The following is a 21,587-nucleotide window of genomic DNA, read 5'->3' on the forward strand; positions in this document are numbered from 1 at the left end:
TTCCGAAGAAGGAATGCAACAAGTAGTATCTTCTTCCTTTACTCGACATATTTCCCTTTCGATTATAACGAGTTAATGTCAAAAAACATAACTGTTGAAAAGTTCGGTATGGAGTTTTACAATTAAATTATTGATTTCTAGAAAAAAGTTCCAGAATAGGGATAGGTAATAGGAGGGTTATAATAGATGGCTAAGTTCACAATAGTAGATAAAGATACATGTATAGCATGTGGAGCTTGCGGTGCCGCTGCTCCAGATATTTATGATTATGATGATGAGGGAATTGCATATGTGATTCTTGATGATAATACAGGGACAACAGAAGTTCCAGAAATATTAGAAGAAGATATGCTTGATGCATTTGAAGGATGCCCAACGGACTCGATTCGTGTAGCTGACGAATCATTCGATGGCGATCCAAATAAATTCGAGTAATATATAACAATCATAACATTATGAAACTTTTATTTTCAATATAAATAATTAGCAAAAGGCTCCTACTCAGGAGCCTTTTTGAATTGATTTTAAAATACTTAGCAGAATAGAATCGATGCTACCGATATTCTGAATCTATTTTTTAAATACTATATAAAATTTGGCTTTTATAACCGATTAAAACTTGATTGCTGTTTGCTAATCCAGTTTTGCATTTTTACGAATAAAATGAGAAATACAATGGACATCATAATTCCTTTTAATATATTAAACGGTAAAATAAAACTGACCACCCATTCACTTGGTACCTCATAATTCATAAAGACCGCATACATCGGTAAAAACACAAAATAATTTAGAACACTCATCATAATAGCAGTAATTAACGTTCCAGCAATTAATGCGATTGTTAAACCCTTTTGTGATTTAATTTTTTTATAAATATAATAGGTTGGCAAAATGAAAATAACACCTGTAACAAAATTTGCAATATGACCGACCGGAATACCCGTTACGCTTCCAGTTGTTAGTAAATCAAGCAGATTTTTAAATAGCTCTACCAATACACCTGCCATTGGCCCCATAATAATCGCAGCGATTAATGCAGGAATATCACTAAAATCAATCTTTAAAAAGCTTGGAAACATAGGTAGTGGGAAATCTAACAGCATTAAAACAAAAGCAACAGCACTTAACATACCAATTGAAACAAAGGCTTTGATATTAAGTTTTTTCATTTTCTTCTCTCCTTCTTTGTGAGATCCATCATCACATTTTCAGAAGGAAGGCTTCGATTAATCACTCAGAAATACCAATACAAATAAAAATCCTCCGAAGGAAATCCTCGGAGGAGAAAGAAGGCATTCTTAAGAAACGTTCAAACCCACTATATTGAACGAATCGAAACCCCCATCTTCTCCCATCCAGACTGTACTGTCGGCTTTGGAATCACACCAAATCCTGTCATCATTCAATGACTCGCGGGCTAAAGGCAATGCCTTATTACCGCCGGTCGGGATTTTCACCCTGCCCCGAAGATGAATCAATATTAGATAATCATATAATACATTAAAATTATACTAAACAAAGGAAAAAAAGAAAAGTATTTTGCTTATAAAAAGGAACTAGCTAGATATCCTCCCCTAGCTGATAGGGTAATTGGATATTTGAGGAAGGAGTATTCTCGCTAAAAATGATAAAAATAGCTATAATGATTTGCCCTTTTTTAAAGTCTTAAGTGCTTTCTAATGGTGTGAAATTTTTATTCCTGCTTAACAAAAAGAATAAACCGTTAGCTCACTTAAAGCAACGAACGGAAAAATATTATTTTTGTTCAATAATAATGGTTTGGTTTGGATAAATAGCATCCGTTTTAATCCCATTTATTTGTTTTAATTGTTCGGCTGTTAACCCATGGCTTTTGGCGATAGAAAATAATGTATCTCCCTTTTTCACCTGATATGTTTCTACTTTTTCGACGACGAGCTTTTGGCCAGGAATGATCGTCGTATTTATTAACTGATTCATTTGTTGAATCTCATCGACCGTCGATTTATATTTTTGTGCAATACTCCACAAGGTGTCACCAGCTTGTACAATATAAACATCGGATCCTTCAAATTTATTTGCGACCTCGACAACAGGCACAATTTTATTAACTCCAGCGGCAACAAATTGTCCAATTTCCCCTTCTCCAAAAATTAAAAAAGGATCTAAAGCATTTTCTTTGGATACGGTCCAGCTATCTTTATGAACCTCTAAATGCAAATGTGGTCCAGAAGAATTTCCTGTACTGCCGATCAATCCAATTTTGCTTCCTTTTTTCACTGCTTCACCCTCGACTACGTTCCGTTTGCTTAAATGTGCATAAACGGTTTCATAGCCTGATTCATGCTTAATAAATACGACATTACCATAAGTATTAGAATAATAGGATTTTGTAACGATTCCATCTGCTACAACCATAACCGGGGATCCAATATCTCCAGCAATGTCAATCCCGTAATGTTCTCCATTTCTTGTTCCATACGTATCTGTAATCACACCAGCAGACGGCCAAATCCATTCTAGGTTCTCCAAGTCCACCGCTTCTGCATTCGCAATCGTTTGTTTTCCTCCGATAATTAATAAACTAACGATGATTGTAATGATAATGGCCAGCAGTAGTCGCTTCGAATATTCTAGCATTGTTTTCCTCCTCATATTTTACCTAATTTACAGTATGACTACTTGTCCACTATTAGAACAAAGAAATGTAACAGTAAAATATTATGAAAAGAATTTCCCTATTTTATACATTCAATAGATAATAGAAAAGGACGATTGCAACCAATCGCCCTTTTCTACACTTTATTCCACTTCACCAATCAAGTTCGCCCCAATTGGAACTTCTATCGGATTTTCCAAATTAAATTTACCAACCTCTTGAATACGTGCGTTATCAAATGATACAGTCTGATAACCAAAATCCTTTGCCGTTAATAAAACGGCGTCAATAAATCGCGCAGTCTCCTCATTATCCACTAACTTCGATTGATCATTGATACGGATGATTAATTGTCCAAGCTGCCCATCGTTTATAGAAAAATCGATACTCTCTGGAATACTAGGCAATAAATTATGTGTACTAATTTCATTTCGCATAGCATTTAATGCATCTTCGATTTTCTCATATCTTTCTGGACCTGGTGCTAAATACAGATAATCATTTGCCTCGAATAAAAAGTAGCCTGTCTTTGCCAATGAAGGAATTGCATATTCTCCATGAATATCTCCGGTATGAGAAAAATCTGCTGGAGAAGCATTCTGCTTTAAAATAACAGAACTAATTTTTTGGTTACGGAAAACATCTAAGCTTCGGAAGAAAATGGATTCCGTTGTAGAGCTCAAATCATAGCTATGATTTTCCATTAGATTTAACTCTACATTCCCTTCTTCAGATAAGGACAGTTCTCCTTGATAAGGATAGTATTCAGCAAAACCTAGTAACTCTTCATCAATACTATTCATTACATCTTGATAATAATCCAGCCAGGTCTTTCCATCCTGCTTCATTACTAGTATAGATACAGGAACGACATTTTGAACATTTTGATCGGGCAAGCCGAGTGTAACGACCAATTGATCATCTGCAAATTCATTAGGATAAATTGATAACCGCATTGGATTCTCTTCATATAAAATACTTTTCTGTTCTTCTTTACTACTTGAAAAGCTGCCAAATTCTTTCCGCTCCATTCCATTCGCAGTATCCTGACTATCTAATGGCAATGAAGTTTTTTCCTCTAAAGATTGGCCACGCTCCATTTGTACATCTTCCGCAATATTATATAATTCATTCGGTTCAATTAGTGTGGACCCAAGAAAAATAGCGAGAAATAATACCGCAACAGTAGCTAATGCTGGCAAAAGGAATAGCTTTTTCTTTTTCTTCACCGGATATGATTTTTCTTGTTCCAACTGATTTTCTATATTTTTATATACTTCATGCATACTTCGGTGGTCTTTGACAGAAGGTAATTGATGAAGGAGCTCAGCTATCTCAGAATCTGACATTGGATTTTTCTTCATCAAATTTCTCCCTCCTTTTCTAAAAGCCTATTCATTTGTTTTTTTAATGCTTTTATTGCTCGATGTTGCGTAGTTTTGACTTTACTTTCAGTCCAGCCAAGAATCTCTGCGGTTTCTGAAATCGATAAATCCTGAATATATCTACAAATAATAACCACTCGTTGATCAACAGTACATAAATCTAAGCAACGATACAGTAAACCAATGGTTTCATTTTCTATTACGACTTCTTCAGGAATTGGTCGTTTATCCTGTATGTCATAGTCTTTCCAATCGGTTCGCGAAAATAGTTTGTTTTTTAATGTATTTTCTTTCCGAAAATGATCAATTGCGACATTACGTGCAATGGATAATAACCATGTTTTAAGCGTACTTTTCCCCTCAAATCGATCGTACGATTTCAGCACTCTAATATAGACCTCTTGCACAAGATCCTCTGCAAGCTCTCGATTTTTTACTAAATAAAATAAGAAATGAAAGATATCTTGATGGTGTTTTGTATAGATTTCCTTGAAAACGGAGTCCATATGATCCTCCCCGTTCATTATATTTGTCGATAATCCGGTCAAAAAAGTTTCACTTTTACTATAGACTTTTTTTCGAAAGTAGGAAAGATGTTATTAGAAAAAAGAAAAAATCTTTTTAAAAATAGCTCTTTTCATTTCGTTTATTACTACGAAAACTCTTTATTTCTTATCTTATGAAATAACAATAATATTTTTGAAAATAACTTTTAAAACAATAGAGGCTTTCCATTATCATTCCTACCTGCCTGTTGGAATCGTTCGTTCATCTTGTGATGAATTTACGATTGCAAAGGCAGGCTAGCGCTTGACTTTGGAAAGCCTTCTATGTAATGTTCCGTATGAAACAAGATTTATCGTCAAAATAGTCGATATTTTTAACTTTTTCGGGGAATTAAGATGGTAAATGTCGTTCCTTGTCCAAGTTTGCTTCTTACATCAATAGAACCGTGATGAGAATCGACGATATTTTTGGCAATTGCTAATCCAAGCCCTGTACCAGATTTCCCTCTTGTTCTTGCCTTATCTGCTTTATAGAAACGCTCAAAAACAAAGGGAAGATCCTCACTCGGAATACCTGTTCCATTGTCCTTCACTTCAATAATCAATGAATTATGGGAATTTCTCGCATTCACTTCTACTAATCCACCTTCACCAGTATGACGAATGGCATTGTCAATTAAATTAGTCAATACTTGCTCCATACGATCGGGATCAAATTCCCATTCCACTTCATTTAAATGAAGTGCAAGCTGTAATTCCAATTGATTATCCTTCGCTAATCCAGCGAATTTCTTGACAATCTTTTCCATAAATGGTTGAACCATAACGATTTCTTCGCGTAATCGTAAATGTCCAGACTCCATTCGTGCTAAATCAAGTAATTCATTGACAAGTCTACCCATTCGCAACGACTCTTCATTAATTACCGTTGCTATTTCCTTACGTTCCTCTTCACTACTTGCTACATCATCCATTAATGCTTCACTATAGCCTTGAAGCATTGCAATTGGTGTACGCAATTCATGCGAGACATTTGCAACAAAGTCTTTTCGTAGCTTATCCATTTCTCTTTCCTCTGTCATATCTCGTAAAACAGCTACAGCCCCACGAATTTTTTCATTATTATATAGAGGACTTACAATAACCGACCAGTATCTACCTTGTAATGAAATATCGCCAATTTGTTCTTTTTTCCCTTCGATTGCTTGATGGAATAATTCCAGCACCTTCGTTGGTACAACATCTAATTGAACATTTTCCTGCTCATAATACCAATGGTGCAAAAATCGCTCTGCTGGTGGATTTTTTACAATAATTTTGCCATCGCGATTAAACATGAAAACACCATCAGCCATACTACTTAAAATGCTCGACAGCTGTTCTTTTTCTTGATTCAGTGCATTCATATTAACCTTTAATCGTTTACGCATTTGATTAAAGGCAGTAGCAAGCTCCCCAATTTCATCATTCGTTAAAATTGGCACTTTCGTGTCGAATTCACCATTGGCCACCTCAAACGCAACTTCCCTCATTTTTATTAATGGCGAAGAAATTCGAGTAGATAGGAAGAAAGCGAAGACAGTAGTTAATACGAACGCAATAAACGCTGCTCCCCATATTAATCTCGTTGTCGTTGTCGTCGTTTCTTTCATAACATCTAATGATTGATAAATAAACACTGCTCCCTTTTTATTAGAGAATTTCTCTAAAGGAACACCAATCATTAATGCTTCTTCCTTTTGTTTGTTATCTTTATCTCCATTATCAGGTAGTAATATATCCTTTTTAACTACCTCATTTTCACTAAATACCCGTGATAGCTCTTTGTCCTCTGTAAAATACGAAAGGTCAAAGTGATTAGCATCTGTAGTAGAAGAATAATACATATGATTTTCATCGGTAACAATAATTACTTTCGTTACATCATCCAATATCTCCCAAGCAACTTCTAAACCAAAATGCAAATCATCATGCTGCTCTAATATAACGGCAATTTTCGCTGCCGTATTCGTTAACGTATTTGTTACTTGGTTTACAAGATAGTTATTCAAAAACTGCATTAATAACAGTGTCAATATGAATAAAACAAAAGAGAAAAATAATAGGATGGTAGCCCAAAGCTTACCAACTACACTTCGCCAAATCATTCATTACCTACCTCAAATTTATAGCCGACTCCCCAAACCGTCACAATCATTTTAGCTGCATCTTCAGAAACCTTATTTAATTTTTCCCGTAAACGTTTCACATGTGTATCCACGGTACGTAAGTCACCAAAAAATTCATAATGCCATACTTCTTTTAGTAATTGCTCCCGATCAAATACTTTATCAGGTGCCTTTGATAAATAATACAATAAATCATATTCCTTTGGAGTTAAGCTTACTTCCTGTCCATCCGCAAGCACGCGATGTGCATCATGGTCAATCATTAAATGAGGAAAAACAAGTACATTTTTTGCCGTTGTTTCCGTTTGCAAAAAGCTAGTGGTAGACGCTCTTCGCAACAATGCTTTCACACGCAAAACAACTTCTCTCGGGCTGAATGGTTTGACGATATAATCATCTGTTCCCACTTCAAATCCTTGCACTCTATTGGCTTCCTCTCCTTTTGCAGTAAGCATAATGATAGGTGTAGCTTTTTTCTCTCGAATTTCACGACATACCTCTAAGCCATCTTTCCCTGGAAGCATTAAATCCAGTAGAATTAAATCATAATCCGTTTCCATTGCCATCTCTAATGCCTCTTCGCCTTCTACGGCCTCATCAATAATATAATTTTCACGCTCTAAGTACATTTTCAATAACCTACGAATACGCTCTTCATCATCAACAACTAATATCTTTATATCTTTATCCATGTTTTACTCCTCCTTGCACCTCTATTTTACACAAATCGACATAAATCTGCTATATTCCATAGAAAATAACCATTTATTCCTTATGTACAGTATAAAACGAAGTAACAAAAAAGTCTCCACAAATTATGTGAAGACTTTTTCATACACTAAATAACGTTTATCGATTATGCATAAGAATGTAATCCAGCTATAATTAAGTTAACAAATACAAGATTAAACATAATAATTACAAAACCAATAACACCTAGCCATGCAGATTTTTCATGATGCCAGCCTCTCGACAGGCGAAGATGTAGAAATGCTGCATAAAATAGCCATGTAACGAGTGCCCACACTTCTTTTGGATCCCATGCCCAAAATCTTGTCCAAGCAATTTGCGCCCAAATCATCGCAAATACTAGTCCACCTAACGTAAACACCGGAAAACCGATCAATACCGAGCGATAGCTAATTTCATCAAGTAAATCACTATTCATCTTTTTAACTAAAGGCTTGAAAAGCTGCCCAATTCTTTTTTTCGTCAAAAGTCGGATAAGTATGTAGAGCAGACCACCTGTTAAAAAGGACCAAATAACAGTATTTGTTTTCAATGCATTGATCGCAGAAGGTAGCTCGATTAATGGCTCCATTCGATTTTCTGTCACTAATGTCCATTCATTTGGGCCAACTAATGCAGGTAGATGATACTCATAGTTCTCCTGTACCCCATCCTTATTTATCCAATCAAATGATGCAGTATAATTTGCAAGCGAAAAAATTGCAGAAATTACTATAAAACCGAATAATGAAATAATACCAAACATAACAACTTCCAGCCAAGTCGTTTTCTTAGACTTCTTCGTTTGGTCAATATTTTTTATTAAATAAATCAATCCTGCTACAAAGCTGATAGCAAGAATTCCTTCCCCTGCTGCAACCGTCATTACATGAATAAATAGCCAGTGACTCTGTAATGCTGGAATAAGTGGAGTAATATCTTTTGAAAACATACTTCCATAGGCAATGATAATTAACACAATTGGTAAAGTAAATAAACCTAGCACAATGGAACGATATAAGAAAAAGATAATAATATAACCGGCAACAAACATAATACTGAAGAATGTAATAAATTCAAACAGATTACTTACCGGTGCGTGGCCACTTGCAATCCAACGAGTGACGAAATAGCCTAATTGCGAAATAAAGCCCACTATTGTAAGAAAGATACCGATTTTTCCCCAACGATTAATATTCGCATTTTGATGATCGCCTTCCATCCCTTTTTTCTGTTTAATGGCACCGCCAAAAAATAGAATCGCTACTAAATATAGAATAAATGATGCAAATAAAAAATTACTACTTAATTCAACCAACCGTATTCACCCCTTGTTGTTTCGCCTCCTCCTTGTCCAATTGTTGATCAAATGGAATCGGAAGATTAGTCCCTGCTAATACTGCTTGAATTTCTTTCATTAAAGTAAACCAATTTTTATTTGTATGTGCAGCTATCGCTACCTGTCCCTTGCTTTGATTTATCCAAATTCTTCGATGCTGCCAAAAGGACCCTTGTGCTACCCCAAGTAAAAAGATAATACCTCCGACAGAGATTATTCCTAATGTCAAATCTTTTCGAACCGTTAATCCCGAATAATTGACCGTTTCGACGGATTGAAATGCCATTTTATATGTATTTTCGCCTAAAGGCTCAATCGTTTGTTGAATTGCAGCAAAGCTAGTTTCACCTTCTGGCTTATCCGGAGTTATCATTTTAAAAGCAAATGCCGGATTATTTGGATTCGGCGTCTTTGTATGTGGCTCTCCGTCTAATATTTCAAAATCTGGGAAATAGCTTAATACTTGAACAGAATATCCATTCCCTAAATCATAGTTACCTTTTGGATTTGCTAAATCGATCGTAATGTTACCGAACTGTTCACCTGTTTCTTTATTCGTTAACGCAAATGTCATTGCACTAATTTCATTTAATCGATAACTAGATTGATAGACTGCATAATGGTCCATTTTCAAAGGCTGATTTACTCGAATGTCATAGTTCTTAACCTCTTGTAATTCTGGTTTTTCTCCAGGTAACGACTCACCCACTGCTTTATAAAGCGTAACACTGGATTGATAATTTTTAACAATCCCGCCTTTTTCCTCAATAGCATTTTTATATACTTCGCCATCTTCTTCGTCATAAAGCTCTAATACGAAAGCATGATTCGCTAAGTAATATTGCTTATCCGTACCTGGAATGACTTTTGTTTCGCCTTCTTTTAACCACATTTGCTCATTTACATAAAAACCTGGAACAAATCGCAGCATGATTCCGAACAAAAATAAGATTAGCCCAATGTGATTAACATATGGACCCCAGCGAGAGAAACGTCCTTTTTCTGCCATCACATTTCCATTTTCCTCTAAAATCTTATAATGTTTCTTCTTTAATCTTGCTGTTACTAATTCGATATCTTGATTGGCATTTTCCATCGCTGCTCTAGTAAAAAATCGTTGTCGCTCCAAAAAACTATTATGTCTTGTTACCCGTTGTTTTTTCAACGCTTTATATAAAGGAACCGCACGATCAAGACTACAAATTACTAGTGAAACACCAATAGAAGCAACTAATAATATGTACCACCAAGAACGGTATAAATCATGAAAACCTAACAAATAATATATTTGACCAAAAATTCCATAGCGATCTTGATAATATTCTTCTGCCGATACAGATATCGATAAATTCATTTCTTGCGGAAAAATTGTTCCCAAAGCAGAAGCAATTAATGTAACAACGATTAACCATACACCTACTTTAACCGAAGAAAAAAAATTCCAAATTTTGTCGACGAGCGATCTGTTATATGTTTGGGAACGGCGTGCGGTGCCTTCGTATCTCATATCGAGGAGTTTTTTCTTCTTTTCCTCCTCTACTAATACTTTTCCACATGCCTCACATAAAACCGTACCATGCGGATTCACATGGCCACATTCGCACTTTATTTTATTCATTTTCAAAAACTCCCTATTTAACAATTATGGTTTTATCATTTCCATATATTGTTGTACCATTTGTTCGTTCATTTCCCCTGTTATGTATTTAACAATTTTCCCATCAGGATTTATTAAAAATGTTGCTGGTAATGGATAAATCCCATATGCCTCTTGCACTTCTGCATCTTCGTCTACTACAATCGGAAACGATAATCCATATTGATTTGCAAAGGTTTCAATTGCTAAATCGGTTTCTCCAACGTTAACCGCTAATACTTCCACACCTTGCTCCTTATATTTTTTATACTGGTTATCAACATATGGCATTTCTTTTTTACACGGCTTACAATATGTACCCCAAAAATTAAGGAATACCCCTTTTCCCTTATAATCGGAAAGCTTATATTCCTTTCCATCCAAATCCGTTAAAACAAAATCGGGAGCTTTGTCGCCGACAGCTGCTACTTTTCTATCATCTTTCGTAAAGTTAGCATACAATGTGTAAATAATCGCCACTGCTAAAAGAACCAATATAACCGTACGCCGAATTTGTCGATTCTTTTTATTCACAAAACACCCCTCCTAAAACAGACCGTTTTTTGTTAGATTATATCACTTGCCTCAAATAATATAGCGTTTACTTTATGAAGTTTTTGTGACAGCTGGCTCTAAATTCCGAAATTTGTAACCAGCTGCCATTGACTTTTTCCTAAATTAAACTTCCTTTATTGGCAATTGTTCGTAGTTGCTTAATTTCATGTGGAGTAAGTACACGAGAATCACCAGGATTTAAACCGTGTAATGTTAAAAAGGAAAATCGCTCCCTTTTTAATTTTAATACAGGAAATCCAATACTATCAAACATTCGACGAACTTGACGATTTCTACCTTCATGAATGGTAATTTCAACAATCGCAGTATTTTTTTTCCGATCGCTAGATAAGAATTTTACTCGAGCTGGAGCTGTCATCCCGTCCTCCAGTCTTACACCCTTTTGTAATTTTTTTAAATCTTCCCGATTTGGAATTCCTTTTACTTTCGCAACGTAAGTTTTGTCTGTTTCAAACTTTGGATGCATTAAAAGATTCGCGAATTCGCCATCATTTGTCATAATTAATAATCCAGATGTATCGTAATCTAGTCTACCTACCGGATAAATCCGTTGTTTTACTTGAGGGAAAAATTCCATTACTGTTTTTCTTCCCTTTTCATCATTTACAGAGGTGATAACTCCTCTTGGTTTGTAGAATAAAAAGTAAACTGGTTCTTCACCTTCTATTTTAACTCCATTTACCTCTATTTCATCCTTAGGCGTAACTTTTATTCCTAATTCAGTAACTACCTTTCCATTAACAGTCACTCTACCTTCTTTTATTAGCTCCTCCGCTTTTCTTCTCGAAGCTATACCTGCATGTGCTATTACTTTTTGTAATCTTTCCAAAAGGTTGACACCCCTTTATTAATCTACATTAAGCTAAAATTTGTAATGGTTCTTCCTGCATGAATTATGACATATATTCCACAGGAAAACAAAGAAAAAATATTTTCCATAGGAAAACAAGCAATAATAAATAAAAAAGCGAGAAAAATTTATAAAAAATAAAAAAACCGGGCGTATTATATTTTTCCCGGTTTCGAATCTCCTTACTATATTAAATTGTACCAAAGAAGAGAGTAACGACAATGATACTAGCAATAATACCGACTGCATCCGCAAGTAAGCCGATTTTCAGTGCATCCCCCATTTTTTTAATTCCTACAGCACCAAAGTAAACGGTAAGTACATAGAAGGTTGTATCGGTACTTCCTTGGAGAACTGATGCTAGCCTACCAATAAATGAATCTGGTCCATAGGTAGCTATTAAGTCACTCGTCATGCCTAGTGCTGCTGTCCCTGATATCGGGCGGATAATTGCAAGAGGGACAATTTCTGCAGGAACACCAATAAATTCTAAAAAAGGTTTTATTAAATCGACAAAAAACTGTAACGCACCAGAAGCTCGGAATATTGCTATTGATACTAACATTCCAACTAGAAACGGGATAATTGAAATGGCGATTTTAATTCCTTCTTTCCCACCCTCAACAAAGGTTTCATATGTAGGAACCTTTTTCCACGTTCCATGCACTAATATAAAACCAATTAAAATAGGAATGAGCCATAAGGAAATAGTGGAAACCAATTGCATTTACTTCACCCCGCTTCGGTTTTTGCGGTTATAGAAAAAGCGATCGATAAAAATAGCGCCTAGTGTGGAGCAAATAGTTGCGATTAATGTTGGAAGGACAATTTCCGCTGGCGATGCAGAATCATAATTCATGCGAATTGCAAGCACGGTGGTTGGAATAATCGTAAGACTTGATGTATTGATGACAAGGAAAGTAATCATTGATCGGCTAGCAGAATCTTTATCCCCATTCAGTTTTTTTAATTGTTCCATTGCTTTTATTCCTAATGGCGTTGCTGCGTTTCCTAGTCCAAACATATTAGCCATTAAGTTAGACAAAATATACCCCATTGCTGGATGATCATCCGGAATATCAGGAAATAGCTTTTTTACGAATGGACGAAATAATTTTGCTAAAATATCAAGTAACCCGGAGCTTTGGGCAATTTTCATTAATCCTAGCCAAAACACAAGAACGCTTATTAATCCAATACATAGAGTTACTGCATCTTGCGCACCTTGAAAAACCGCTTTATTCACATCGTCCATTGTCCCATTAAACATCGCAAATATAATTCCAATAATGGTCATTGCTACCCAAATATAATTAATCATTTGCTTTTACCCCTATTATTGTTCCAAAAATCTGTTTTGCGACATCAAAAAATGACTTTTTCGTTTCAGCGTCTTCATATTTATAATAAATCGGCATCGTTTGAATTAATTTATCATCGAAATATATTTCCGTTTTTCCTATAATTTCTGGAACATTTTCTGGATTTTTCTTCCAATTCTTTTTTGGTTTGATTAAGCGATACTCCACTTTAAATAAATCCTTTTCCTCATCCGTAATCGGATATTGATATGCACGTGCTAAATAGGCACGGTTTTTATAAATTGAGTTTTTAACGTCCTCAATATTTCCATCTTTAAGAATCGTTTGATATTCGAAGTCAGAAAAAACAAATTCAAACATTCGAATATGCTCGTTCCAATCTCCTGAGGATGGGGAGTTTAACGTGACTGCTATTAAATCCATACCATCTTTAGATGCAGTGGATACAAGGGTTCGGTGCGCTTTCTTTGTATACCCTGTCTTCCCACCAGTAGAATATTTATAAAGACCGGTCAATAAGCGATTTTTATTGGTCCACTTTCTATCCCACTTGCTTGACGGATTTGGCGCATAGTGGACTTTTGTTCCGGCAATTTCCTTGTATTTATCATTTTGCATTGCATACTTTGTTAAAATTGCCATATCATACGCTGTCGAGTAGTGTTCATCAGAATCATCAAGTCCATGCGGATTTGCAAAATGAGTATTTTTCATTCCAATTTGCGCTGCTTTTTCATTCATTAAATAAACAAACCCTTCCACACTCCCGCCAACGTATTCCGCTATAGCAACCGCAGCATCATTGCCTGAACGAAGCATTAAGCCGTAGACTAAATCCTCTAGTTTCATTTTTTCTTTCTCTTTTAAGTAAATCGAGGATCCTTCTGTATTCACAGCATTTTTGCTTATTGTTACCTCCTCATCCAGCTTTCCAGATTCAATCGCAATGATAGCCGTCATTATTTTTGTGATACTAGCTATTTTCATTGGCTCATTTGCATTTTTTTCAAAAAAGACTCGTCCCGTTTTTTGATCCATCACAATTGCGGCTGCTGAATTGACACTTACTGAAGCAAAGCTTTTTTTAGGAAACATGTGTATGATAAGTATAGATACTAAGAGAATGATTAGGAACCGTTTCATGTGCACCCCCATACTTGTCCATCGACTCCTTTTATTCGTTTTGTACAAGTGTATGGTTGGAGTACGTAAGATATGATAAAAAATAAAAGTAACATTGTTTTTAAGCTGGCGAGCTTTAAATTATGTTTACTAGTCGATTCAAGAAATCCCCCAAAAAAATATCCATAAGTAATCAATACTTATGAATATTCCTTCTTACCCTTTATTCGATTGTGTCATCCACTCTTATTTGGTCAAAAAATAAGTCTGCTTCATCTTGTAAAAATTCTTCTTGATTTGTTTCCGGTAATGGTGGAAGCTCTTTAATATCCTTCAACCCAAAATAATCTAAAAATTCCTTTGTTGTACCGTATAGGATGGCTCGACCAGCACCCTCTGCTCGACCAACCTCTTGAATTAGTCCTTTTGCTACTAATGTTTGGATTGGACGATCTGTTTTCACTCCACGAATATCTTCAATCTCCGCTCTTGTAATCGGCTGTTTATAGGCAATAATGGTTAATGTTTCTAACCCAGCCTGCGATAATGTCGTCTGGTTTGGTACTTCTACTAATCGTTGTAAATATACGGCATGCTCTTTTTTTGTCGCTAATTGATAGGTTCCTGCTAACTGAATTAACGTAATCCCGCGATCTTCATTTTGATCATATTCCTGCTTTAATTCTTCCACAACAGCTTGTGCTTCAAACTCTTCTATATCCATTACTTTCATAATCTGCTTTAATGTTAACCCTTCATCACCAGCAGCAAATAATAAGCTTTCTAATATTCCTGTCCAATGAACAATTTTATTCAATCGTTTTCACCTCTACTAATGAATCTTATCTTTACTTAACCACTTTTGTTTCGGAAATGAAGGAGTATATTTAACTTTTGCCTTTTCTCATGCTAATAGGTTGTTGTTAACAGAGCACAGACTGCAATTCCTCTGTGTATTCTGCTTAACATACATTAATTCATCATTACTTCTTATACTGTAACCAAATTTCTTCAAAGTTCCCTTTTTGTTGAAATTCAACACTGTCTCTTTTCATTAATTCTAAAATCGCTAGAAATGTAACAACAATGTATTCCTTTTCGGGATATGGAAATAAATCGAAGAAATTTACCCAATCGCCTACATTTACTAAGTGACTTTCTACTTCCTGCATCCGTTTTTCAATCGAGATTTCCTGCCTGGCAACTTTTGTATGCAATGGTTTTTGTAATTTTTGTCTTCGTAATAGTTTATTAAAGGCACCAAGCATATCATATATGGTTACCTTATTATCGATTTCTTCCACTGGAACATTCGTAGCATAATCGGATAAATCACTTGGTGGCTTTGTAAACATTAAGGAACGCTCTTTTTCCTTTTCTTTCAAATCATTTGCCGCTTCTTTATATTTTCGATATTCTATTAATCTAGAAACTAACTCCTCACGCGGATCTTCGATATATTCTTCTTCTAATAAATCGTCATCCCCGCTGTTTTCATACTTTGGAAGCAGCATTTGACTTTTAATTGCAAGCAAAGTAGCTGCCATTACAAGAAATTCACTAGCAACATCTAGCTCCAATTCTTTCATCGTATGAATATATAATAGATATTGATCGGTAATTTCCGACATCGGAATATCGTATATATCAATTTCTAAATGTTTTATTAAATGGAGGAGTAAATCGAGCGGGCCTTCAAACCCTGCAGTTTTAATATTTACTTGCATACATTACCACCATTATTATCATTTATTTGTTAAACTATATTAAGTATAAAGGAAAACTTAACCTACTTCTATCGTCTTTTGCTTAAACTGTTTCGATAGTTTATTGGTATTTCCTTATTTATCATCAGCAAACTGAAACCACCCAGCATATCCTTCGGGTGAGCAACGAGGTAAGCTTTGACTCCTATCGACTAGGAAAGGTGAATCAACTTGAAAATTCCTTATGCATTAATTGACTATTTAGTACATTTCCACTGTAAAAGAGATTACTTCGAGTGTCATGAAATTTTAGAAGAATATTGGAAAAAGGAAGGGAAATCTAATAAAATATGGGTTGGCTTTATTCAAATTGCCGCAGCCTTTTATCACTATCGCAGAAATAATTTTCGTGGTGCAAAAAAGCTGATGCAAAGTGCATACACTATTATGTGTGAAGAAGAAACGCAGTTAGAATCACTTGGTTTTGATCCTATGCAGTTACTGCTGCAATTGAAGCAAACAATCCATCGGCTGAATCACTCCGATTCCTATAAAGCAATTCGACTTCCAATAAAACACGATACACTTTTAAAAAAATACATAAATGCTTGTAGACTCAACGGATTATCCTATCAAGAAACAATTGATGATGCGTATATTATTAACAAGCATCTGCTTCGTGACCGTTCGGAAATTATCCTAACGAGACAAGTGTCAATGCAAATGAAAAGTAGGAGTAGAAAAAATCTTTAACACCTAAAAAAGCGGCTCGACTTTTAGCGTTAGTCTAACCGCTTTTTCTTCATGATGATTAGTCACATTTATTATAGAACGTTTCAATATCTTTTATCGGTATAAGAGTGGATTGGGGATACATATCTTTAAGTGCTTTCACCATTCCTTTTCCAATTCCTTGGTTCCGATAGGAAGGATTGACCGAAATGTGATGAATTTCCATCACATTTTCATCCTTTCGATACACACCAATAATACCAATAATATCATCATCTTCTTTCCATAAAAAAAGATGCCAATTTTCATCCGATTCATATTGTTTAATTGTTTGCTGCAATTTCTTTATGTCTTTTTCATTCGGCATAAAAGAAAGCAGACCCATTGCTATTTTTTCAAATAATTTCTTATATCGAATTAACATGATAACCCCTCATTATATAAAACTAGTCTTTTCATTATTTTTCCCTTAATTTCGATGAGTTATACTATTAATTGCCATTGACAATAAAAGCCCAATAATATAGTCCCCATACAAGTCCTATAATTACTAGAAGGACGAACAAGATTCCATTTTTCTTTTGCATCATTAAAGCCCCTCCAAAAGAGAAACAAATACTCTACTATTTTACTATATTGTAGAGTATTAATCTATGTTTGACCATAATTTTACAGAAAAAACGGCTATTTTTTAACAAAAATATTATTTTTTTACGACTTCTTGGAGTGAAAGATCAAGTTTAATTAAATCTTCATATGTTTCTCGCTTCACTACAAGCTTCGCATGTCCTTGTTCTACAAAAACTACAGCAGGTCGCGGTAGTCGGTTATAATTACTAGCCATGGAATAGCCATACGCACCTGTACAAAATACAGCTAAAACATCTCCAGCCTCCGCCTTCGGTAATGCTATATCCCAAATTAACATATCTCCTGATTCGCAGGCTTTACCGGCAATAGAAACCGTTTCCTCCGTTGCTTCTAGTACCTTATTAGCGATAATTGCTTCATATTTTGCTTGATACAATGCTGGGCGAATATTATCACTCATTCCACCATCTACTGAAACATAGTGGCGTACATCTGGTACTTCCTTTTGGGACCCAATCGTATATAATGTTGTTCCAGCATCACCGACAAGTGAACGGCCAGGCTCAATCCAAATTTCCGGCATTAAAAGATTGTGTGTCTCTACTTGTTTACTCACTTCGTGAATAATTGCTTCCACATAGTTTTCTGGCTCCATTGGATGATCACTATCTGTATAGCGGATACCAAAACCTCCACCGACATTCAATATTTTTGGCTCATATTGAAGATCTGTCTTCCAGTTAATAAGATGGTCATAAATTTTTTCAATGGCAATAATGAATCCTCTTGTTTCAAAAATTTGAGAGCCGATATGGCAATGGACGCCAAGAACATTTACAGTCGACAGCTCTAATGATTTTTGTAGCGCTTCTTTTGCTTGACCATTTTGAAGATCAAAACCAAATTTCGAATCTTCCTGTCCAGTTAGAATATATTCATGTGTATGTGCTTCAATACCCGGAGTAACCCGGAGTAATATATTGGCTTGCTTGTTTTTCCGTTTACAAATCTCATCTACTAATCCTAGCTCATAAAAATTATCCACAACAATACAACCGATATTACAATCTATTGCCATTTCCAATTCTGGATAGCTTTTATTGTTACCGTGAAAATGAATTTTTTCTGTTGGAAAATTAGCCTTTAATGCGGTATATAATTCTCCACCGGATACGACATCTAAGGATAACCCTTCTTCATTCATAATTTCTAAAATTGCAATAGTTGAAAATGCTTTACTAGCATAAGCTACTTGTCCGTTTATTTGGAGATTTTTAAATGTCCGTAGAAAGCTTCGTGCACGATTTCGGATTAATTCAATATCATAAACATATAGTGGTGTACCAAATTGCTTCGTCAGTTCAACGGTATCACAGCCACCAATTTCTAAATTCCCTAGTTCATTTACACCCATTGTTCCATATAAAAACATGCTCCATCTACTCCTTCTGTATCCAACCTTCCAACTATGTCAGGGAGCAACCTTGCGTCCTTCGCTAAACAGTCCCTTACTTTTTTTAGGAGAAATCATCGATGCTTGCTAATGATATTCTCATTTTCGAATAAAAAAACCTTATCATAAGAATGATTGTATTGCAACGGCAAAAACAGCCAGACTTACGTTGGCTGTTTGTAGCGATTTCTTGGATGGACAATACTTGGTCTAATTTTTGAGCCAGGTGTCGAACGACGAACTAATATTTGCATAAAGGCTCGGAAATTAAACGGAAGTAGTGGCCATAAATACGGCGTATTTAATGAACGCATTTGCGCTAAAAATAGAATAAATATTGTTGTCCCTATAACCATTCCAGGTACTTTAAAAATAGCGACAATAATTAATAAGAACGTCCTAGCAATTTTATTTGCCGCACTCAATTCATAGCTTGGTGTTGCAAAGGTTCCGACGGAAGCAATCGATACATATAAAATAACCTCGGGTATAAATAAGCCGACATCAACTGCAATTTGCCCAATTAATACTGCAGCAATTAGTCCCATTGCAGTGGACAGTGGAGTTGGTGTGTGGATAGCAGCAATTCGTAAAAATTCAATACCTAAATCCGCTAAAAATATTTGTACTAAAACTGGCACGCTTGATTTATCATTTGGACCGATATAACTAATTTTGTCTGGTAATAAATCAGGTTGTAAAACAAATAGCATCCACAACGGTAACAAAAAGATGGAAGCTAATATTCCAAAAAATCTTGTCCACCGAATAAATGTCCCTACTGCTGCTGATTGCCTATATTCCTCCGCATGCTGAACATGGTGAAAATACGTTGTTGGTGTGATTATAACGCTTGGAGACGTATCGACATAAATTAATATATGTCCTTCCAAAAGATGGGTCGCAGCAACATCTGCTCGTTCCGTATAGCGTACTACTGGATAAGGATTGTAGCCTTGTTTTACAATAAATTCCTCTACTGCTTTGTCAGCCATTGTTAACCCATCGACATTAATGGACTTTATTTCTTTCCGAATAATATCTAATAAATCCTCATCGGCGATATCCTTTACATATGCGATGGCAATGTCCGTTTTGGAACGCTCCCCAACTTTATTCATTTCGAAGCGAAGCCGTTCATCACGAATTCTTCTTCTCGTTAATGCAGTGTTAATGATAATATTTTCCACAAAGCCATCCCTGGAACCACGGACGACCTTTTCAGTATCGGGCTCCTCTGGTTGTCTACCAGGGTAACTTCTAGTATCGACGATGAGCGCTTCCGTTTCTCCATCCACAATAATGGCGATTAAGCCGGAGAGCACTTGATCGACTACTTCATCCATTGTTTCTACTATTTCTACAGATTGATGAATAGTCCGATTTTCCACGATTTTTTCTAATTGTGAGGAATATTTCTCATTATCGTTAATATGGACTATTTCCATCAAAATTCGCATAATAAACGAGGTGTCACAGAGACCATTTGTATAATACAGATGGACATCTTTTTTCAGGATTTTTATTTTGCGAACACCTAAATCAAAGCTGTCTCCGAGACCAATTCTTCGTTTCATATAGTCTTCTATTTCCGCTACATTATCTGGGATCGGCAACATTGTTTTCTGTCTATCCATTTCCTGCCATCAACACCTTTCGAATTGGAAATATCAACATAATGTTTTCGTTAGATTTTACATATCGACGAAAAATATCCAATGGAATAATGAACCAAAAATTTTACCAAATACCATTGCCATTAATAGGTATAATAATCGTTCTTGTAGTTTGATTCGTTTTGCTAATAACGGAAAAACATTTAATACCTCGGTCAAAGCAGCAGATAGCATACCTACAAATACACCATAAAATAAACCAAAAACGAGCAAAAAATAACGATTAATGGAAAATACTGGTTCCTGTAAACTTAACCAGGCACCTGATACGACACCTAATACTACCGCTGCTTCATAATAAAGAATCTTCGTCATTGTTTTTGTTAACTGCATCAATCGCGGGATAATACTTAAAACGGTGATGAATGCAACAAAACCAGCCCCTACTGCTAATCCGCAAGCTAAACCGACGATAATAACAAATAAAATTTTAGCGATCATGTATTTTCTTCATTCTTTCTTTGTTCTCATGCATGACTAAATATTGGTCGATCGCTTGCTGATAATTAAACATCTCCACTTCTAACGGGCTTGGCTCTTCATTAATTCTTTTCTTGAATACATGATTAAAAAATAAAATCATCCCTAACCCTAAACCAATTGAATATGGTATTTGAAACACTAAAGGTTTGGAGTCCTTTATTCCCGTAAGTAAATAAAATAATTTTTGATGGACTAGCTGCATACTAACGTCCTCATGAAAATTCATAATCGTAAACGCTGATCCAATAAACAATAAAAACCATACTATAAGGAAAATCGGGAACGACAAGCGGGATTTTTTATAAACTACTTCAATAATTGTTTGCGGAGGACCAATGAGCTGTATCTCCGATTCATTTGTTTGAAAGGTGATATGCTTGATAACTTGCATACCATCAATAATAATCGTATTTTTATCTTCTTTCGTGACCTCATAAATGCATAAGTTTTCTAATGTAGGCAAAATATTTTCAGGCGCGATAATTAGAGCAACATCCTTTAAGCGTATCCTTTCGTTTTCTTTTACTTCCACCCGATGTCTAAGACGAATATAAATTGTATTTTCCACACTCTATTCACTTCCTGAACAAATATATTGTACGTATAGTATGGTATCCAACAGGTAGAATCATGAAATCCAATTATTTACATGCATGGTTTCCAAACGAAAGG

Annotated in this window: 22 protein-coding genes and 1 riboswitch; of the genes, 2 read left to right on the forward strand and 20 right to left on the reverse strand. The window is 35.4% G+C overall.

Annotated features, from left to right (window positions below):
• Positions 1-186 precede the first annotated feature (186 nt).
• The gene (locus OEV98_RS09210; protein WP_263072978.1) at positions 187-435 is read left to right on the forward strand and encodes a ferredoxin; all 249 of its coding nucleotides are present in this window, start codon (positions 187-189) and stop codon (positions 433-435) included.
• 167 nt (positions 436-602) lie between these two features.
• Here the strand turns inward: OEV98_RS09210 and OEV98_RS09215 are convergent, their stop codons facing one another.
• The 15 genes from OEV98_RS09215 to OEV98_RS09285 all read right to left on the reverse strand — a co-directional run bounded on the left by OEV98_RS09215 (position 603) and on the right by OEV98_RS09285 (position 16,001).
• Entirely contained in the window at positions 603-1,172 is a 570-nt protein-coding gene (locus tag OEV98_RS09215) for an ECF transporter S component (RefSeq protein WP_263072979.1), read from the reverse strand.
• A gap of 170 nt (positions 1,173-1,342) precedes the next feature.
• Positions 1,343-1,478: riboswitch (FMN riboswitch) on the reverse strand.
• A 280-nt stretch (positions 1,479-1,758) separates the two neighbouring features.
• Positions 1,759-2,622 carry a LysM peptidoglycan-binding domain-containing protein gene (locus OEV98_RS09220; RefSeq protein WP_263072980.1) on the reverse strand — a complete coding sequence of 288 codons (864 nt, stop codon included), beginning with the start codon at positions 2,620-2,622 and terminating at the stop codon, positions 1,759-1,761.
• Between the two features lie 162 nt (positions 2,623-2,784).
• The gene (locus tag OEV98_RS09225) at positions 2,785-4,005 is read right to left on the reverse strand and encodes a hypothetical protein (protein ID WP_263072982.1); all 1,221 of its coding nucleotides are present in this window, start codon (positions 4,003-4,005) and stop codon (positions 2,785-2,787) included.
• Positions 4,005-4,532 (reverse strand): RNA polymerase sigma factor SigX, encoded by a 528-nt coding sequence (sigX, locus tag OEV98_RS09230; RefSeq protein WP_263072983.1) that lies wholly within the window; start codon positions 4,530-4,532, stop codon positions 4,005-4,007. The genes OEV98_RS09225 and sigX overlap by 1 nt, the downstream gene beginning before the upstream one ends.
• Positions 4,533-4,906: 374 nt before the next feature.
• Positions 4,907-6,679: a cell wall metabolism sensor histidine kinase WalK gene (locus tag OEV98_RS09235; RefSeq protein ID WP_263072984.1), complete on the reverse strand. Its 1,773-nt coding sequence runs from the start codon at positions 6,677-6,679 to the stop codon at positions 4,907-4,909.
• Positions 6,676-7,392 (reverse strand): response regulator transcription factor, encoded by a 717-nt coding sequence (locus tag OEV98_RS09240; protein WP_263072985.1) that lies wholly within the window; start codon positions 7,390-7,392, stop codon positions 6,676-6,678. Before OEV98_RS09240 ends, OEV98_RS09235 begins: the two co-directional genes overlap by 4 nt.
• Before the next feature lie 164 nt (positions 7,393-7,556).
• Positions 7,557-8,747 carry a c-type cytochrome biogenesis protein CcsB gene (ccsB, locus tag OEV98_RS09245; RefSeq protein ID WP_263072986.1) on the reverse strand — a complete coding sequence of 397 codons (1,191 nt, stop codon included), beginning with the start codon at positions 8,745-8,747 and terminating at the stop codon, positions 7,557-7,559.
• Complete coding sequence (resB, locus tag OEV98_RS09250) at positions 8,740-10,386, reverse strand: cytochrome c biogenesis protein ResB (RefSeq protein ID WP_263072987.1); 1,647 nt, start codon at positions 10,384-10,386, stop codon at positions 8,740-8,742. The genes ccsB and resB overlap by 8 nt, the downstream gene beginning before the upstream one ends.
• A gap of 24 nt (positions 10,387-10,410) precedes the next feature.
• Positions 10,411-10,938 (reverse strand): thiol-disulfide oxidoreductase ResA, encoded by a 528-nt coding sequence (resA, locus tag OEV98_RS09255; RefSeq protein ID WP_263072988.1) that lies wholly within the window; start codon positions 10,936-10,938, stop codon positions 10,411-10,413.
• 139 nt (positions 10,939-11,077) lie between these two features.
• Complete coding sequence (locus tag OEV98_RS09260) at positions 11,078-11,809, reverse strand: pseudouridine synthase (RefSeq protein WP_263072989.1); 732 nt, start codon at positions 11,807-11,809, stop codon at positions 11,078-11,080.
• Between the two features lie 211 nt (positions 11,810-12,020).
• Positions 12,021-12,557, reverse strand: coding sequence for a spore maturation protein (locus OEV98_RS09265; protein WP_263072990.1), 537 nt, complete (start codon positions 12,555-12,557; stop codon positions 12,021-12,023).
• Complete coding sequence (locus OEV98_RS09270; protein ID WP_263072991.1) at positions 12,558-13,151, reverse strand: nucleoside recognition domain-containing protein; 594 nt, start codon at positions 13,149-13,151, stop codon at positions 12,558-12,560. It lies immediately after the preceding gene.
• Positions 13,144-14,295 carry a D-alanyl-D-alanine carboxypeptidase family protein gene (locus OEV98_RS09275; protein WP_317633800.1) on the reverse strand — a complete coding sequence of 384 codons (1,152 nt, stop codon included), beginning with the start codon at positions 14,293-14,295 and terminating at the stop codon, positions 13,144-13,146. Before OEV98_RS09275 ends, OEV98_RS09270 begins: the two co-directional genes overlap by 8 nt.
• 202 nt (positions 14,296-14,497) lie before the next feature.
• Positions 14,498-15,091, reverse strand: a complete 594-nt coding sequence (scpB, locus tag OEV98_RS09280) for an SMC-Scp complex subunit ScpB (RefSeq protein WP_263072993.1) — start codon at positions 15,089-15,091, stop codon at positions 14,498-14,500.
• A gap of 166 nt (positions 15,092-15,257) precedes the next feature.
• On the reverse strand, positions 15,258-16,001 hold the full coding sequence (locus tag OEV98_RS09285) for a segregation/condensation protein A (protein WP_263072994.1): 744 nt from the start codon (positions 15,999-16,001) through the stop codon (positions 15,258-15,260).
• A 210-nt stretch (positions 16,002-16,211) separates the two neighbouring features.
• On the opposite strand from OEV98_RS09285, the gene OEV98_RS09290 reads away from it, so the two are divergent.
• Positions 16,212-16,733 carry a DUF309 domain-containing protein gene (locus OEV98_RS09290; RefSeq protein WP_263072995.1) on the forward strand — a complete coding sequence of 174 codons (522 nt, stop codon included), beginning with the start codon at positions 16,212-16,214 and terminating at the stop codon, positions 16,731-16,733.
• Positions 16,734-16,791: 58 nt separating this feature from the next.
• Here the strand turns inward: OEV98_RS09290 and OEV98_RS09295 are convergent, their stop codons facing one another.
• The 5 genes from OEV98_RS09295 to OEV98_RS09315 form a co-directional block, all read right to left on the reverse strand.
• Positions 16,792-17,136, reverse strand: coding sequence for a GNAT family N-acetyltransferase (locus OEV98_RS09295; RefSeq protein ID WP_263072996.1), 345 nt, complete (start codon positions 17,134-17,136; stop codon positions 16,792-16,794).
• A gap of 279 nt (positions 17,137-17,415) precedes the next feature.
• Entirely contained in the window at positions 17,416-18,735 is a 1,320-nt protein-coding gene (gene lysA / locus OEV98_RS09300; protein ID WP_263072997.1) for a diaminopimelate decarboxylase, read from the reverse strand.
• A 185-nt stretch (positions 18,736-18,920) separates the two neighbouring features.
• Positions 18,921-20,393 carry a spore germination protein gene (locus tag OEV98_RS09305; RefSeq protein ID WP_263072998.1) on the reverse strand — a complete coding sequence of 491 codons (1,473 nt, stop codon included), beginning with the start codon at positions 20,391-20,393 and terminating at the stop codon, positions 18,921-18,923.
• A 57-nt stretch (positions 20,394-20,450) separates the two neighbouring features.
• Positions 20,451-20,873, reverse strand: coding sequence for a stage V sporulation protein AB (locus tag OEV98_RS09310; RefSeq protein ID WP_263072999.1), 423 nt, complete (start codon positions 20,871-20,873; stop codon positions 20,451-20,453).
• The gene (locus OEV98_RS09315; RefSeq protein ID WP_263073000.1) at positions 20,863-21,483 is read right to left on the reverse strand and encodes a stage V sporulation protein AA; all 621 of its coding nucleotides are present in this window, start codon (positions 21,481-21,483) and stop codon (positions 20,863-20,865) included. Before OEV98_RS09315 ends, OEV98_RS09310 begins: the two co-directional genes overlap by 11 nt.
• Positions 21,484-21,587 lie beyond the last annotated feature (104 nt).

The organism is Perspicuibacillus lycopersici, assembly GCF_025660475.1.
Taxonomy (GTDB): domain Bacteria; phylum Bacillota; class Bacilli; order Bacillales; family Caldibacillaceae; genus Perspicuibacillus; species Perspicuibacillus lycopersici.

Bases quoted from the DNA above. Each gene is read 5' to 3' on its own strand.
- OEV98_RS09210 (WP_263072978.1), top strand. From the start codon at position 187: ATGGCTAAGTTCACAATAGTAGATAAAGATACATGTATAGCATGTGGA.
- OEV98_RS09215 (WP_263072979.1), bottom strand. From the start codon at position 1,172: ATGAAAAAACTTAATATCAAAGCCTTTGTTTCAATTGGTATGTTAAGT.
- OEV98_RS09220 (WP_263072980.1), bottom strand. From the start codon at position 2,622: ATGCTAGAATATTCGAAGCGACTACTGCTGGCCATTATCATTACAATC.
- OEV98_RS09225 (WP_263072982.1), bottom strand. From the start codon at position 4,005: ATGAAGAAAAATCCAATGTCAGATTCTGAGATAGCTGAGCTCCTTCAT.
- sigX (WP_263072983.1), bottom strand. From the start codon at position 4,532: ATGGACTCCGTTTTCAAGGAAATCTATACAAAACACCATCAAGATATC.
- OEV98_RS09235 (WP_263072984.1), bottom strand. From the start codon at position 6,679: ATGATTTGGCGAAGTGTAGTTGGTAAGCTTTGGGCTACCATCCTATTA.
- OEV98_RS09240 (WP_263072985.1), bottom strand. From the start codon at position 7,392: ATGGATAAAGATATAAAGATATTAGTTGTTGATGATGAAGAGCGTATT.
- resB (WP_263072987.1), bottom strand. From the start codon at position 10,386: ATGAATAAAATAAAGTGCGAATGTGGCCATGTGAATCCGCATGGTACG.
- OEV98_RS09265 (WP_263072990.1), bottom strand. From the start codon at position 12,557: ATGCAATTGGTTTCCACTATTTCCTTATGGCTCATTCCTATTTTAATT.
- OEV98_RS09270 (WP_263072991.1), bottom strand. From the start codon at position 13,151: ATGATTAATTATATTTGGGTAGCAATGACCATTATTGGAATTATATTT.
- OEV98_RS09275 (WP_317633800.1), bottom strand. From the start codon at position 14,295: ATGAAACGGTTCCTAATCATTCTCTTAGTATCTATACTTATCATACAC.
- OEV98_RS09285 (WP_263072994.1), bottom strand. From the start codon at position 16,001: ATGCAAGTAAATATTAAAACTGCAGGGTTTGAAGGCCCGCTCGATTTA.
- OEV98_RS09295 (WP_263072996.1), bottom strand. From the start codon at position 17,136: ATGTTAATTCGATATAAGAAATTATTTGAAAAAATAGCAATGGGTCTG.
- lysA (WP_263072997.1), bottom strand. From the start codon at position 18,735: ATGTTTTTATATGGAACAATGGGTGTAAATGAACTAGGGAATTTAGAA.
- OEV98_RS09305 (WP_263072998.1), bottom strand. From the start codon at position 20,393: ATGGATAGACAGAAAACAATGTTGCCGATCCCAGATAATGTAGCGGAA.
- OEV98_RS09310 (WP_263072999.1), bottom strand. From the start codon at position 20,873: ATGATCGCTAAAATTTTATTTGTTATTATCGTCGGTTTAGCTTGCGGA.